This is a genomic window from Streptomyces sp. NPDC047014 (genome assembly GCF_040644195.1).
Classification (GTDB): domain Bacteria; phylum Actinomycetota; class Actinomycetes; order Streptomycetales; family Streptomycetaceae; genus Streptomyces.
In genome coordinates this window covers 55,252-70,302 of record NZ_JBEYVX010000001.1, presented here as the reverse complement: position 1 = coordinate 70,302, position 15,051 = coordinate 55,252, and the positions used below count along the sequence as shown (strand labels likewise).

The 15,051-nt window shown below is 74.8% G+C and carries 12 protein-coding genes; 8 read left to right on the top strand and 4 right to left on the bottom strand.

Features of this window, described 5'->3' with window-relative positions; genetic code table 11:
• The first annotated feature begins 2 nt into the window (after positions 1–2).
• Positions 3–2,723 carry an HAD-IC family P-type ATPase gene (locus ABZ873_RS00300; protein ID WP_360863315.1) on the top strand — a complete coding sequence of 907 codons (2,721 nt, stop codon included), beginning with the start codon at positions 3–5 and terminating at the stop codon, positions 2,721–2,723.
• 13 nt (positions 2,724–2,736) lie between these two features.
• Positions 2,737–4,494: a sulfate permease gene (gene sulP / locus ABZ873_RS00295; RefSeq protein ID WP_360863313.1), complete on the top strand. Its 1,758-nt coding sequence runs from the start codon at positions 2,737–2,739 to the stop codon at positions 4,492–4,494.
• Positions 4,495–4,506: 12 nt separating this feature from the next.
• Here sulP and ABZ873_RS00290 read toward each other — a convergent pair whose 3' ends face one another.
• On the bottom strand, positions 4,507–5,847 hold the full coding sequence (locus ABZ873_RS00290) for a diacylglycerol kinase family protein (RefSeq protein WP_360863311.1): 1,341 nt from the start codon (positions 5,845–5,847) through the stop codon (positions 4,507–4,509).
• 154 nt (positions 5,848–6,001) lie between these two features.
• Here ABZ873_RS00290 and ABZ873_RS00285 point away from each other — a divergent pair, with 154 nt between their 5' ends.
• Positions 6,002–7,678 (top strand): alpha/beta hydrolase, encoded by a 1,677-nt coding sequence (locus ABZ873_RS00285; protein WP_360863309.1) that lies wholly within the window; start codon positions 6,002–6,004, stop codon positions 7,676–7,678.
• 29 nt (positions 7,679–7,707) lie between these two features.
• On the opposite strand, the gene ABZ873_RS00280 is transcribed toward ABZ873_RS00285, so the two are convergent.
• Complete coding sequence (locus ABZ873_RS00280) at positions 7,708–8,451, bottom strand: CPBP family intramembrane glutamic endopeptidase (RefSeq protein WP_360863307.1); 744 nt, start codon at positions 8,449–8,451, stop codon at positions 7,708–7,710.
• Between the two features lie 147 nt (positions 8,452–8,598).
• On the opposite strand from ABZ873_RS00280, the gene ABZ873_RS00275 reads away from it, so the two are divergent.
• Positions 8,599–8,790 carry an antitoxin gene (locus tag ABZ873_RS00275; RefSeq protein ID WP_360863305.1) on the top strand — a complete coding sequence of 64 codons (192 nt, stop codon included), beginning with the start codon at positions 8,599–8,601 and terminating at the stop codon, positions 8,788–8,790.
• Between the two features lie 82 nt (positions 8,791–8,872).
• Here the strand turns inward: ABZ873_RS00275 and ABZ873_RS00270 are convergent, their stop codons facing one another.
• The gene (locus ABZ873_RS00270; protein ID WP_360863303.1) at positions 8,873–9,145 is read right to left on the bottom strand and encodes a hypothetical protein; all 273 of its coding nucleotides are present in this window, start codon (positions 9,143–9,145) and stop codon (positions 8,873–8,875) included.
• Positions 9,146–9,329: 184 nt separating this feature from the next.
• On the opposite strand from ABZ873_RS00270, the gene ABZ873_RS00265 reads away from it, so the two are divergent.
• Positions 9,330–10,286 carry a helix-turn-helix domain-containing protein gene (locus tag ABZ873_RS00265; RefSeq protein ID WP_360863301.1) on the top strand — a complete coding sequence of 319 codons (957 nt, stop codon included), beginning with the start codon at positions 9,330–9,332 and terminating at the stop codon, positions 10,284–10,286.
• A gap of 105 nt (positions 10,287–10,391) precedes the next feature.
• The gene (gap, locus tag ABZ873_RS00260; RefSeq protein ID WP_360863299.1) at positions 10,392–11,390 is read left to right on the top strand and encodes a type I glyceraldehyde-3-phosphate dehydrogenase; all 999 of its coding nucleotides are present in this window, start codon (positions 10,392–10,394) and stop codon (positions 11,388–11,390) included.
• Positions 11,391–11,465: 75 nt separating this feature from the next.
• On the opposite strand, the gene ABZ873_RS00255 is transcribed toward gap, so the two are convergent.
• Positions 11,466–12,905: an MFS transporter gene (locus ABZ873_RS00255; RefSeq protein WP_360863297.1), complete on the bottom strand. Its 1,440-nt coding sequence runs from the start codon at positions 12,903–12,905 to the stop codon at positions 11,466–11,468.
• Positions 12,906–13,005: 100 nt separating this feature from the next.
• Between ABZ873_RS00255 and ABZ873_RS00250 the strand changes: the two genes are divergently transcribed.
• The gene (locus ABZ873_RS00250; RefSeq protein WP_360863295.1) at positions 13,006–13,908 is read left to right on the top strand and encodes a helix-turn-helix transcriptional regulator; all 903 of its coding nucleotides are present in this window, start codon (positions 13,006–13,008) and stop codon (positions 13,906–13,908) included.
• A gap of 42 nt (positions 13,909–13,950) precedes the next feature.
• A complete protein-coding gene (locus ABZ873_RS00245; RefSeq protein ID WP_360863293.1) occupies positions 13,951–15,033 on the top strand; it encodes an FUSC family protein in 1,083 nt (360 codons plus the stop codon).
• Positions 15,034–15,051 lie beyond the last annotated feature (18 nt).

The following is a 15,051-nucleotide window of genomic DNA, read 5'->3' as shown; positions in this document are numbered from 1 at the left end:
CGATGACGGTACGGTCGGATCCCCCGGCGGGATCGCCCGGAACACCCGGGGCCGAGTGGTACGCGCGCTCCCCCGAGGAGGTCGTGGCGGCCTTCGGGGTGGACCCCGCGGCCGGTCTGGCGGCGGACCGGGCGGCCGGGCTGCTCGCCGCGAACGGCCCGAACGCGCTGCCGGAGGAGCGGCGGACGCCCGCCTGGCAGCGGTTCCTGGCGCAGTACCGCAGCTACATGCAGCTGGTGCTGCTGGCCGCGGCGGCCGTCTCGATGCTCATCCGGGAGTGGACCACCGCCGTCCTGCTGATCGTCCTGACCCTGCTGAACGCGGTGGTGGGGCTGCGTCAGGAGGGCAAGGCGGAGAGCGCGATGAACGCGCTGAAATCGATGATGAAGGCCACGGCCCGGGTCCGCAGGGACGGCGCGGAGGCGGAGATCCCGGCGGAGGGGCTGGTGGTCGGGGACGTGGTGCTGGTCTCCGCCGGGGACCGGGTGCCGGCGGACGGGCGGCTGATCGCGGCGAGTTCGCTGCAGATCGACGAGTCGGCGCTGACCGGGGAGAGCGTTCCGGCGGCGAAGGAGACCGGCGCCCTGGAGGGCAGCGGGCTGCCGCCCGGCGACCGGACGAACACGGCGTTCATGAACACGCCGGTCACCCATGGCAGCGGGGTCATGGTGGTCACGGCGACGGGGGCGGACACCGAACTGGGCAAGATCTCCGGCATGCTGTCCACGACCGAGAGGGAAGTACCGCCCCTCACCCGGGAACTGGACCGGCTGACGCTGTGGATCACGGCCGCGGCGGGCCTGACCATGGTCGTGATGTTCGCGCTGGGGCGCCAGCGGGACCAGGCGTGGGACGCGCTCTTCGTCAGCGCGGTCTCGCTGGCCATCGCCGCCATCCCGGAGGCCCTGCCGACGGTGACGCAGGCGATCCTGTCCGTCGGCAGCCTGAACCTGGCCCGGCGCAACGCGATCGTGAAGGAGCTGCCGTCGGTGGAGACCCTGGCCTTCACCTCGGCCATCAACTCCGACAAGACCGGCACCCTGACGATGAACCAGATGACGGCCGTCGAGGTGCTGAGCCCCACCGACCGCTACACCGTCTCCGGCACGGGCTACGGGCTGGAGGGCAAGGTCCATCACGCCGCCGGGTCGGCGGCGGGCATCGAGGACGCGATCCTGCCCTATGTGGTGGCCAGCGACGCCCGGCTGGTGGGCGGCGAGCTGGTCGGGGACCCCACCGAGGGCGCGCTGCTCGTCCTCGCGCACAAGGCCGGTCTGGACACCGAGGCCACCCGCGACGCCCTCCCCCGGCTGGCCACCCTGCCCTTCGACCCCGGCTACAAGCTGATGGCCACCTTCCACGCGGCCACCGACGCCGACGGGCGCGAGGTCGTGCGCTGCTTCGTCAAGGGCGCGGCCCCGGCGGTGATGGGCCGGGCGGCCACGGCCCTCGCGGCGGGCGGGACCGTCCCGTGGGACGCCGCGCTGCGCCGCCGCGCGCAGGAGGAGAGCGAGCGGATGGGCGGCGAGGGCCGCCGGGTGATGGCCGCGGCCACGCGTGATCTGGACCCGGCCGGCTTCGATCCGGCGGGCGACCTGCTCGCGTACGTCACGGAGCTGCGGATGAGCAGCCTGGTGGGCATGGTGGACCCGCCCCGCGAGGAGGCGAAGGCGGCGGTGGCCGACGCGCGGGCGGCGCACATCCGGGTGCGCCTGGTCACCGGCGACGACGTCACGACGGGCGCGGCGATCGCCCGGCAGATCGGCATCCCCGGGGAGGCCGTGCTCGGCGCCGACTTCGCGGCGCTGAGCGAGGAGGAGCGGCTGGCCCGGATCGACGCGATCGGCGTGGTGGGGCGGGTGGCGCCGGAGCACAAAGTGCTGCTGGCCGACACGCTCAAGAAGAAGGGCGAGGTCGTGGCGATGACCGGGGACGGGGTCAACGACGCGCCCGCCATCAAGGCGGCCGACATCGGTATCGCGATGGGCAGCGGGACGGACGTGGCGAAGAACGCCGGCCGCATGATCCTCTCCGACGACAACTTCGCGACGATCGTCTACGCCGTGGAGCAGGGCCGGACGATCTACGACAACCTCACCAAGTACATCCGGTTCGTGCTGCTCCTGCTGGTCACCTTCGTGCTGACCTTCCTCGGGGCGACGGTGTTCAACATCGCGGCGGGTGAGCCCTTCACCCCGCCGCAGGTGCTGTGGATCCACTTCGTCGTGAACGCCTCCTTCGGCTTCGCGCTCGGCTTCGACCGGGAGAGCCCGGGGCTGATGCGGCGCCGGCCGAGGCCCCGGGGGGAGTCCGTGCTGACCCGGTCGGTGCTGCTCACGGTGGGGCTGGGCGGGCTGGCGATCACGATCGTCCTGCTCGGCCTGATCGAGCTGGGCCGGTCCCACTTCGGCAGCGTCGAGGTGGGGCGGTCGGTGGCCTTCACGGCCTTCGCGCTGTGCCTGATCGTGGCCGCGTTCGAATGCCGCAGCGAGACGGAGTCGGTGCTGACGACCTCCGCCTTCGACAGCAAGCAGATGAACTGGACGGCGCTGGCGCAGTTCGTGCTCGCGGTGATGGCCACCCAGATGGACGGCTTCCGGCGCATGCTCGGTACGACCGACATCGACGCGGGGCAGTTCGGCTGGGCCGTGCTGTCCGCCGTCGCGCTGCTGCTCGTCTGGGAACTGGGCAAGCTCCTCGCCCGCCGGTCGCGGGCCGCCTGAGGGAGGCGGGGCCGTGAGCACACGGGGGTCCGGCCGGTGGGCCCCTTCCCGGCTGCGGGCCCTGCCCGGGGTCGCGGCGGTGGCCGGCTACCGGCGGGAGTGGCTGGCCAAGGACCTGGTCGCGGGGGTCGTGCTGACCACGCTGCTGGTGCCGCAGGGCATGGCCTACGCCGAACTGGCCGGGCTGCCCGCCATCACCGGCCTGTACACCACCGTGCTCTGCCTGCTCGGCTACGCGGTGTTCGGGCCCTCCCGGATCCTGGTGCTGGGCCCGGACTCCGCGCTCGGGCCGATGATCGCCGCGTCGGTGCTGCCGCTGGTGGCCGCGGACGGGGACCCGGGCCGGGCCGTCGCGCTGGCGTCGATGCTCGCGGTCATGGTGGCGGCGGTGATGATCCTGGCCTCGGTGGCGAAGCTCGGGTTCATCGCGGACCTGGTCTCCAAGCCGACGATGATCGGCTACATGAACGGCCTGGCCCTGACCATCCTGATCGGCCAGCTGCCCAAGCTGCTGGGCTTCGGGGTCGAGGCCGACAACCTGATCGGTGAGTGCGCGGCGCTCGTACGGGGGCTCGCGGACGGGGCGGTGGTGCCCGCGGCGGCGGCCGTCGGGCTGGGCGGGATCGCCGTGGTCCTGGTGCTGCAGCGGTTCCTGCCGAAGGTGCCCGCGGTGCTGGTGATGGTGGTCCTGGCGATCGCCGCCGTCTCCGCCTTCGACCTGGGCGAACACGGGGTCGGCCTGGTCGGGGTGCTGCCGGAGGGCTTCCCGCCGTTCACCGTCCCCGAGGTGCGGCTCGCGGACCTGGGGCCGCTGCTGGCCGGCGCGCTGGGCATCGCCCTGGTGTCCCTGGCCGACACCATCTCCAACGCCTCGGCGTTCGCGGCCCGTACGGGCCAGGAGGTGCGCGGCAACCAGGAGATGGCGGGCGTCGGCGCCGCGAATCTGGCCGCCGCGCTGTTCCAGGGCTTCCCCGTCAGCACCAGTGGCTCCCGTACGGCGGTGGCCGAGCGGGCCGGGGCGCGCAGCCAGCTCACCGGGGTGGTGGGCGCGGTGCTGATCGTGCTCATGCTCGTCCTGGCCCCGGCCCTGTTCCGCGATCTGCCGCAGCCCGCCCTGGCCGCCGTGGTCATCACCGCCTCGCTGTCGCTGGCGGACATCCCGGGGGCGGTGCGGCTGTGGCGGCAGCGGCGGGCGGAGTTCCTGCTGTGCTGCGCCGCCTTCGCCGGAGTGGCCCTGCTGGGGGTGCTCCAGGGCATCGCCATCGCCGTGGCGCTGTCCGTGCTCAATGTCTTCCGGCGCACCTGGTGGCCGTACCGCACCGTGCTGGGGCGTGTGCCCGGGCTGGAGGGCTACCACGACGTCCGCTCGTACCCGGGCGCGCAGCGGCTGCCGGGGCTGGTGATCCACCGGTTCGACGCCCCGCTGGTCTTCGCCAACGCCAAGACCTTCCGCGACGCGGTCCGGCGACTGGCGGCCGCGGACCCCCGGCCGCGCTGGATCGTGGTGGCGGCCGAGCCCATGACGGATGTGGACACCACCGCCGCCGATGTCCTGGAGGACCTCGACGAGGAGCTGAACGCCGAGGGCGTGCACCTGGTGTTCGCCGAGCTCAAGGACCCCGTACGCCGCAAGATCGAGCGGTACGGCCTCACCCGCACCATCGACCCGCGCCACTTCTTCCCCACCGTGGAGGCCGCCGTCGCCGCCTACCGGCTGCGCACCGGGGCCCGCTGGTCCTCCCCCGGGGATCCCGCCGGACCGCCGGAATGAGCCGTCCGCGGCTCAGCCCGAGCGGTGTCCGGCCGCCGCCCGTCCCATCGTCAGCGCCATGGTGCGTACGCGGCGCCAGTCCATCGGGGGCGCGCTGCGCGGCACCCCCGGGCGGTGCCGGGGCACCCGGACGCGCAGGGCGCGGGGGGCGATGCGGCAGTGCACGGGGGTGGCCAGGGTCAGGGCCTCGCCGTCGACGCCGACCGGGATCTCGGGGGCGTCGGCGTCGACGACGAGTTCCCGGATGCTGAGCTCGGTCAGGCCGCGGCCCTGGCCGCCGCGCACCAGCAGGTCGGCGGCGTCGGCGGCGCCCGTCACCTCCACGCCGAGGACGCCCAGTTCGCCGGAGTCCAGCCGCTCGCGGCGGCCCAGGCCGGCCGTGTCGCCGCGCTGGTAGGGGTTGTTGCTGACCAGCACGGCCTGCGGGCCGTCCAGGGTGACGGAGCCGGCGCGGACGGTCAGCCGCGCGCCGCTGTCGTGGCTGAGGAGGTCCGGCAGCAGCTCCAGGGTGGTGCGGACCTTGTCGTCGCGGTAGGCGGGGCTCTGCACGACCTCCGCGTACACGCCGAAGGAGGCGCTGTTGACGAAGACGCGGCCCGGGGTGCGCTCCGGCGGGCCTCCCGCGTGCAGGTAGCCGAGGTCCACGCGGAGTTCGACACCGTCGGTGAGGGCGTCCAGGCAGGTGGCGGGGTCCTTGCGGTCCAGGCCGAGGTCCATGGCGAAGTGGTTGCGGGTGCCGGCGCTGATCACCAGGAAGGGCAGGCCGTGTTCGACGGCCACGGCGGCGACGAGCGCCTGGGTGCCGTCGCCGCCCGCGACGCCGAGCAGGTCGGCGCCGTCGCGGACGGCCTGCCGGGCCAGTTCGGCGACATCGCGCGGCCGGTCCGGGTCCAGTACGTACACCTCCGCGCCCAGCTTCCGGGCCCGTTCGGCCAGGTCGAACCGGCCCACCTTCCCGCCGCCGGAGCGCGGGTTCATGATGAGGAACGGCCTTCGCGGGCGGGCGGTACGGCGCTCCGGCATACCGCGCGCGTCGCCGTCGGCGAGGGCGGCCCGGCCCGCGGCCACGGCCAGGGCCCACAGGGCGGCCGAGAGCAGGACCACCCACAGCAGCCCGGCGGAGCTGTACAGGAACAGCACGGCGAGCGGCGCGCCGACCACCAGCAGGGCGGCCAGGGCGCGCAGCCATCCGGTGTGGGTGAGCATCCACCAGACGCCCGCCCCGGTGGCCACCAGCCCGGCCCAGCCCACCGCCATGAGCAGGAGGCTGGCGAGGCCGGCGAAGAGCACCAGCACCACGAGCGCCGCCGCGCCGGCGAGCAGGGCCAGCCGTGCGGCCCAGCGTCCCTTCATCCTCGGACCTCCCGCCGTTCGCCCGACGCCGGACGGATGTCGGGCACCGGTCCCAGGCTACGGAGGCGGCCCGCGCGCGGCACGTCCGCCACGGGCCGGGGCTCCGATGGCGGGGCGCGGCGGGCCCTGGGACCATGGCCCCCGGAGGTGTGACATGGCCTCTCCCCCGCCGGAACCCCCTGCCGAGGAACCGGCGCCGCCCCGGCGCCGCCGGCCCCGGCTCACGCTGCCGGGATGCTGGGGCGCGCTGCTGCTGGCGTGCCTGTCGTTCACCCCGTCGCTGCTGCCGCGCGGCGGTGTGCTCCAGGGTCTGATCTGCGGGATCAGCGCGGCCATCGGCTATGGGCTGGGTGTTGTCGCGGCCTACGTGTGGCGGGCGTTCGCGGACCGGGAGGCGCGCACCCCCTCGCGCCGGTCCTGGCAGGTGCTGCTGGTGTGCGCGGTGCCGCTGTTCGGCCTGGCGTTCGGGCTGGGCCAGTACTGGCAGCACGGGATCCGCACGCTGATGGGCGTCACCGACTACAACGTGGCCACCGCCGTCGCCTGCCCGTTCATCGCCGCGGCGGTGTTCCTGCTGCTGCTCCTGGCCGGGCGCGGGATCCGGGCCGTCTACCATGCGGCGGCCCGGCTGCTGGGGCGCTGGATCGGTGCGCGGGCGGCGCGGGTGGTCGGCTGGATGCTGGTGGCGGGGCTGGCGTGGGCGGCGTTCTCCGGGCTGCTGCTGGGCGGGGTGGTCAACGCCGCGAACGAGGCGTTCTCCGTACGCGATACGGAGACCCCGGAGGGCGCGCACCAGCCCGTGTCGGTGCTGCGTTCGGGCGGGCCCGGTTCCCTGGTGCCGTGGGACTCGCTGGGCCGGCAGGGCCGGGCCTTCACCGGCATGGGGCCGACGGCGCGGGAGATCGGCGCGTTCACCGGCCGTACGGCGCAGGAGCCGATCCGGGCCTACGCCGGGCTGGCGACCGCCGACACGGCGGAGAGCAGGGCGGCGCGGGCCGTCGCCGATCTCGAACGGGCCGGTGGTTTCCGGCGCGAGAACCTGCTGGTGATCACCACGACGGGCAGCGGCTGGGTGGATCCCGCCGCCGTGGACTCCTTCGAGTACCTCGCCGACGGGGACGCGGCGAGCGTGGCGATGCAGTATTCGTACCTGCCGTCGTGGCTGTCGTACCTGGTCGACCAGTCCAAGGCCCGCGAGGCCGGGCGGGAGCTGTTCGACGCGGTCTACGACACCTGGTCCAAGCTCCCCCAGGACCAGCGGCCCCGGCTGTTCGTGGCGGGCGAGAGCCTGGGCTCCTTCGGCGGGGAGACGGCGTTCAGCGGGGAGTACGACCTGCGCAACCGGACGGCCGGCACGGTGTTCGCGGGGCCGCCCAACTTCAACACCCTCTTCCGCGAGTTCAGCGACCAGCGGGACCCGGGCAGCCCCGAGATCGAGCCCGTCTACCGGGAGGGCCGGACCGTGCGGTTCAGCGAGGACCCGGCCACCGGGATCACCCCCGTGGACCGGCCGTGGGAGGGCACGCGGGTGCTGTACCTGCTGCACCCCTCCGACCCGATCGTCTGGTGGAGCCCGCGGCTGGCGCTGTCCGAGCCGGACTGGATCCGCGAGAAGCCCGGCGCGGACGTGCTGGGCGGCATGTTCTGGATCCCCTTCGTGACCTTCTGGCAGGTCACCGCCGACCTGCCGTTCTCCACGGGGGTGCCGGACGGGCACGGCCACACCTACAAGGCGGCCTATGTGGACGCCTGGAACTCCACGATGCGGCCCGAGGGCTTCACCGCGCAGGACCTGGACCGGCTCAAGGAGATCGTCTCGCCGAGCGAGTGAGCCCGCGGGGGAACCGGTCCCCGGCCGGGTCAGCGCAGCAGATAGCCGACGAGGTAGCCGAAGGCGTTGACCGCCCAGTGCAGGCCCATCGGGGCGAGCAGGCTGCCGCTGCGGCGGCGCAGCTCGCAGAAGAGGACGCCCGCCGCCGCCGTGAACAGCACGGCCCCCACCACGGCCCCCGCCGCGCCGAGTACGCCGCCCACGGCGGGTTTGGCGGCGGCCAGGTGCAGCGACGGCAGCACGTGCCACAGCCCGAAGAGCAGGCTCGACACCGCGGTCGCCCGGAGCGGACCGCGCTCCCGGGCCACCAGCCCGTAGAGCACCCCGCGGAAGGCGGTCTCCTCCAGCAGGACCGTGCCGACGGGCACCAGGACGAAGGCCCGCAGCAGCACCTCGCCGCCGCCCATCGCGGCGTACCGGCGGTCCTCGAACAGCGGGCGGGTCACGGGCAGCAGCGCCCCGGCCAGATAGACCACGGCGACGAGCCCCGCCAGGGCCAGCGCCCAGCGGGCGCCCCGGGCCAGGGTGCCGGGGGCCAGGCCCAGATCGGCGCGGGTGCCGCCCGCCAGACGGAGTACGCCGATCAGGGCGCCGCTGACCACGACGGAGGTCAGCAGGCCCCAGGCGCCGGACCAGCGGTGCACGGCGAGGTTGGCGGCGACGAGGACGGCCACGGTGAGGGCCACGGCCGTACGGGTGCCGAGCACGCGGCGCGGCGGCGCGGGCGGCGGCGCGGCGGCGGGGTCCTGAGCGGCGGGGTCCTGACCGGCCATCGCCCGCCCTTTCCGTCGGTCCGCGGTTCTTCCCGTCCACCCCCGCTGCCACGCTATCCGGCCCGGTCGGCGGGCGCTCCGCGAGCGGTCGCGGCCGGACGGGTCCATGCTGGATGGGTCGTTCGTTCCCGATCGAGGAGAACAGGCATGTCGATGCTCGACAAGCTCAAGCAGATGCTGCGCGGTCACGAGGACCAGGCCAGCCAGGGCGTGGAGAAGGCGGGAGACGCCTTCGACGCGCGGACCCAGAACAAGTACCAGAGCCAGGTGGACACGGCCCAGCAGAAGCTGAACGACCAGCTGCGGCGCTCCGACCCGCCGCCTCCGGAGCAGCGGTAGCCGGCACCCGGCCCGTCCGTGCTGCTGCCCCCGCCTCGGTCGAGGCGGGGGCAGCAGCACGCCGAGGGGAGTTGACGGCCGGTCAGTCGGGGGCGACACGGCAGGCGGTCACCGCCGTCCCGTTGGTCACACCGCCCTCGGTGAGGCCGGACACGCACTGGGTGTGCTCGCCGGTCAGGCCGACGTAGCAGGCCATCCGGACGTAGTCCGGGGCCTCGCCGCCCCGCAGTTCGCGCTCGACCTGGTTGATGCAGGCCGTGACATCGGCGTGGGCGGCGGGGGCCATGAAGGCCGCGCCGCCGAGGGCGAGGGTCAGACCGGTGAGGACACCGGCGATACGGGTCGACGTGCGCATGGGACGCACCTGCCTTCCGGTGGGGGGTAGCCGGGCTGCGCCCGGTCGCCGGGGCGCGCCTCCTGCTCCTTCCACCGTACGACCGGGGTCACCGGCCCACGAGCCGGGCCGGGCGGAGCCCCCGCCCCGGGGCCCCGCCCCCGGGCTTCGTCCGCGGGCGGCCCGCGACCGTACCCTGGTCGGCGTGCCAGCCTCCCGTCTCCACCGCGTCGCCGTCCTCGTCCTGGAGGGCGCGAAACCGCTCGACGTCGGGATTCCGGCGCAGGTGTTCACCACCCGCGCGAGCATGCCGTACGAGGTGCGGGTGTGCGGGGCGGCGCCCGGGCTGGTGACCGGCGGGGACGGCCTCTCGTACCACGTGACGCACGGGCTGGAGGCGCTGGCCTGGGCCGATGTGGTCTTCGTACCCGGCTACCGGTTCCCGGACCGGGAGGATCCGCCGGCGGCGGTGGTCGAGGCGCTGATCGCCGCGCATACGCGGGGCGCGCGGCTCGCGGCCATCTCCACGGGCGCGTTCGCGCTCGCCGCGACCGGGCTGCTCGACGGCAAGCGGGCCACGACGCACTGGCACTACGCGCGGGCGCTCGCGGCGAAACATCCGCGGATCCGGCTCGACGAGAACGTGCTCTTCGTGGACGAGGGCAGTGTCCTGACCTCGGCCGGGGCCGCCTCCGGTATCGACCTGTGCCTGCACATCCTGCGCGGCGACCTGGGCGTGGCCGCCTCGAACCACGCGGCCCGGCGGCTGGTCGCCGCCCCCTACCGCAGCGGCGGCCAGGCGCAGTACGTGCCGCGCAGTGTGCCGGAGCCGCTGGGCGAACGGTTCGCGGCCACCCGGGAGTGGGCGCTGCACCGGCTCGGTGATCCGCTGACCCTGGAGTCGCTGGCGCAGCACGCGGGGGTCTCGCCGCGCACGTTCTCGCGGCGGTTCGCCGAGGACACCGGCTACACGCCGATGCAGTGGGTGATGCGGGCGCGCATCGATGTGGCCCGTGAGCTGCTGGAACGCTCCCAGCGCAGTGTGGAGCAGATCGCGGCCGACGTGGGGCTGGGCACCGGGGCGAATCTGCGGCTGCACTTCCAGCGGATCCTCGGGACCACCCCCACCGAGTACCGGCGGACCTTCACCAAGGGCGAGTGAGCGGCCCCGCCACCGGGTGGCGGGATACTTGCGAACCATGGCGATCTCGCCGCTGTCGCGGGCGTCGGGCCGGAGCGAGGCTGAGGGCGAACGAAAGGGACGCTCATGACTCGCATTGCCATCAACGGATTCGGCCGCATCGGACGCAACGTGCTGCGCGCGCTGCTGGAACGCGACACCGACCTGGAGGTCGTGGCCGTCAACGACCTCTCCGAGCCGAAGACCCTGGCCCGCCTCCTCGCCTACGACACCACCTCCGGCCGCCTCGGCCGCCCGGTGACCGTCGAGGGCAACGTCCTCGTCGTGGACGGCCGCCGCATCACGGTGCTCGCCGAGCGCGAGCCGGAGCAGCTGCCGTGGGCCGACCTCGGTGTCGACATCGTGCTGGAGGCCACCGGCCGGTTCACGTCCGCCGAGGCGGCCCGCGCCCACCTCAAGGCGGGCGCCCGCAAGGTGCTGGTCTCCGCGCCGTCCGACGGTGCCGATGTCACGCTGGCGTACGGCGTGAACACCGACGCCTACGACCCGGCCGTGCACACGATCGTCTCGAACGCCTCCTGCACGACCAACGCGCTGGCCCCGCTGGCCGCCGTCCTGGACGAGCTGGCCGGCATCGAGCACGGCTTCATGACGACCGTGCACGCCTACACGCAGGAGCAGAACCTGCAGGACGGCCCGCACCGCGACCCGCGCCGTGCGCGCGCCGCCGCCGTGAACATCGTGCCGACCTCGACCGGTGCCGCGAAGGCCATCGGCCTGGTGCTGCCGCAGCTCGACGGCAAGCTGTCCGGCGACTCGATCCGCGTGCCCGTCCCGGTGGGCTCCATCGTGGAGCTGAACACCACCGTCTCCCGCGAGGTCACCCGCGAGGAGATCCTGGAGGCGTACCGCGCGGCGGCCGAGGGCCCGCTGGCCGGTGTCCTGGAGTACTCGGAGGACCCGCTGGTCTCCGCCGACATCACGGGCAACCCCGCCTCGTCCATCTTCGACTCGGAGCTGACCCGCGTCGACGGCCGCCACGTCAAGGTCGTCGCCTGGTACGACAACGAGTGGGGCTTCTCCAACCGTGTGATCGACACGCTCACGCTCCTCGCCGCGGGCTGAGCCGACACCCCGATCCCCGGGGCGGCCTCCGGGCGTCCCTCCGCGGCCGCCCCGGTGTCCTTCCCCGCATGCCGCTCAGCGCATGCGGGGAAGGCGGCGGCTGAGCAGCACCGTCAGCGCGATCAGCGCGAGCTGCACCAGCAGGGTGGCCACCGCCGCGTCCCGCAGACCGGCCGCCGGGACCAGGGCGAGGAAGAGACTGCCCAGGGTGGCGACGCCGAGCGCCAGGGACGACTGCTGGGCGGTGATCATGACCCCGCTGCCCACGCCCGCCCGGTCCGCGGGTACGTCGGACATCATCAGCCGCAGCAGCACGGGCAGTTGCAGCCCCTGCCCCAGCCCCGCGAGGAACACCCCCGGGGCGAGCACGGCCGGGCCGAGGTCCGGCCAGCCGTACCGCAGGGTGGCCAGCAGCACGGTGATGCCCACCGCCTGGAGCACGCCTCCGGCGGTGACGATCCGGCTCCCGAAGCGGGTGACCAGGCGCGGCCCGGCCAGTGAGGCCCCGAAGAAGGCCACGGCCATCGGCACCAGCGTCAGCCCCGCCCGCACCGGGCCCATGCCGAGGCCCTGTTGCAGGGTCACGGCCAGCACGAACATGAACCCGCTGAACCCGGCCGAGAACGGCAGCAGCAGCGCCAGCCCGCGCCGCAGCGACTCCAGCCGCAGCAGGCTCGGCGGCAGCAGCGGGGAGCGGCCGAGCCGGTCCGCCCGCCGCTCGACGAGGTAGAACCCGGCGGCGGCCAGCGGGAACACGCCCAGCGAGACCCAGGTCCACAGCGGCCATCCGGCGGCCCGGCCCTCGGTCAGCGGCAGCAGCAGCGACACCAGCGAGAGCGCGAGCAGCAGGGTGCCCGGTACGTCCACGGCCGCGGCCCGGCCGGCCCGGGTCTCCGGGACGGTGCGCACGGCCAGGACCAGCCCCAGCAGCACCACGGGCACGTTGACGAGGAACACCGCCCGCCAGCCCGTCCCGGCGAGGTCCGCGGCGACGAGCACCCCGCCGAGGATCTGCCCGGCGACCATGGACAGGCCCGCGGTGGCCCCGTAGAGGCTCATGGCCCTGGCCCGGCGCGGGCCCTCGGTGGTGGCCTGGATGGTGGCGAGCACCTGCGGCAGCATCAGCGCCGAGGCCGCGCCTTGGGCGACGCGGGCGGCGACCAGGCTCCAGGCGTCGGGGGCGAGCCCGCAGGCCAGTGAGGTGATGCCGAAGGCGGCCATGCCGATGAGGAAGAGCCGGCGGCGGCCGATGCTGTCGCCGATGCGCCCGCCGAGCACGAGCAGGACGGCGTACGCGACGCCGTAGCCGCCGACGACCAGCTCCAGCAGGGCCGGTCCGGCGGCGAGGTCGTGCTCGATGGACGGCAGCGCGACGTAGACGATGAAGAAGTCGATCAGGGGCAGGGCCGCGCCCAGCAGGACGGTGAACAGGCCCGGCCCGCCCAGGAGGGCGGGAGCGGGCGGGGCCGCGGGAACGGCCGGCGCGGCGGGGGTGCGTACTCGGATGTCTGTCACCCCTCGACGGTCGCCCCCGCGCGAGACGGGTACCAGAGTGTCCTTATCCGGGTACCAGGACCACCTGGCAACAGGATCCGCGGTGCGGCAGGCTGGGAGCATGACCATCGTGGCCCCTGGAAACGCGCCCGCCGGCGCCCCCGCCCCCGGAGGCGAGGTGCGCCGTCACGAGCTGGCCGAGTTCCTGCGCAACCGCCGCGAGCGGATCGCTCCCGAGCAGGTCGGGCTGGTGCGCGGCCCGCGCCGGCGGACGCCGGGGCTGCGCCGCGAGGAGGTGGCGCACCTGTCCTCGGTGGGCGTGACCTGGTACACGTGGCTGGAGCAGGCGCGGGACATCCAGGTGTCGGCCCAGGTGCTGGACGCGGTGGCGCGGGCGCTGCTGCTCGACGCCAGTGAGCGCGCGCACCTGTTCGCGCTGGCGGGCGGCCGGGACCCGGCGCCGCCGACGGAGTGCCCGAGCGTGACCCCGGCCGTGCGCACCATGATCGACCAGCTGGGGCCGATCCCGGTGTCCGTGCAGAACAGCCGCTACGACATCCTCGCGCACAACGCCTCCTACGGGATGCTGCTGCGGGATCTGGCCGGGGTGCGGCCGGAGGACCGCAACTGCATGTGGCTGGCCTTCACCGACCCGGAGTTCCGGGCGGCGGTGGTGGACCTGCCGAGCACGCACCGGCTGATGGCGGCGAAGTTCCGGGCGGCGATGGCCGGGCATCTGACGGAGCCCGCGTGGACGACGCTGCTGGCCCGGCTGGAGGCGGCGTCCGCGGAGTTCCGGGCGGTGTGGGCCCGGCACGAGGTGATCGGGCAGAGCTCGAAGTCGAAGTACATCCGCAACGCCCATGTGGGGCTGCTGCACGTGGAGCACACCACGCTGTGGCTCGGACCGGGCACGGGGGCCCGGCTGGTGTCGTACGTACCGCTGGACGCCACCACCCGGGAGCGGCTGGAGCGGCTGGAGGAACTGGCGACGGCGCGCGGCGCGGTGCCCGCGGGGGTCTGAGGCGGCGGCCCGCGGCGGTCCGGCGGATCTACGATGTCCGCCATGCCCGCCCTGTCCGCTCTGTCCGCCTTGCCCGGTGCGGTCGCCGCCGCCGCGCGGGGCCTCTCCCCCGGCGCGCGGTTCCGGTCCGCCGCCCGGCTGGCCGTGTGCGCCGCGGTGTCCTGGTACCTGTGCCTGTGGTGGGGCACGAGCACCCTTCCGGTCCCGGCCGCGCTGCCGGCCGTACTGATCCTGCGCGAGGACGTGTACGCCGCCCCGCGCCTGGCCCGGGAACGGCTCGCCGGGGTGGCCGCGGGGGTGGTGCTGAGCACGCTCGTGCTGCGCTGGCTGCCGCCGTCCTCGCTGTCGTTCCTGGCGGTGCTGGTCTGCGGCTGCGCGGGCATGTACCTGCTGGGCCGGGGCGGTCCGCCCAACCAGCAGGTCCTCATCACCGCCCTCGTCGTCTACGCCACGGCGCTGCCCGGCTATCCGCTGGCCCGGCTGCTGGAGAGCGCGGTCGGGATCGCGGTGGTGGTGCTGCTGGGGCCGCTGCTCTGGCCGCCGGACCCCTACCGCTCGGCGGCGGAGGGGCTCGACTCCTACCGGAGCGGGGTCGTCGGCCTGCTCGACGGGATCGCCACCGGGATGGCCGGGGGCGGCGGACCGCCCGCGGCGCCCGGCGACGGCCTGCTGTGGTCGGGGCCGCAGGTGTGCCGGGCGGCGTTCGAGCGGGCCGAGGGTCAGGTGCGGGCGCTGTTCCGGCCGTTCGCGCCGTTCGGCCCGCTGCGCCGCCGGGCGGCCCGGCCGCCCGGCGGGCTCGGTGAGCGGCTGACGCTCGCCGCCCGCAGCGCCCTCACCCTCCAGTACTTCACCGAGGAGCTGCGGGACCGCGGCCGCGGCACCGGTCCGGGCCCGGCGGGGACCGATGCCGCGCTGCGGGACCTGGCCCCGCTGGTGCGGGCCACCGCGCGGGCCCTGGACTCGGCCCTGCGCGGGGCCGGTTCGGCGGCGGAGCTCGACCGGGCCCGGGCCCTGGACCGCGCCCACCGCGCGGCCCACCCGACCCGGCACGACGCGGTGCTGCGGGCCGGGCTGCACCTGACCCACGAGGCGCTGGCCGATCACCTCGCGGGCCGGGGCGGCTGAACAGCCCCGCGGACGGCC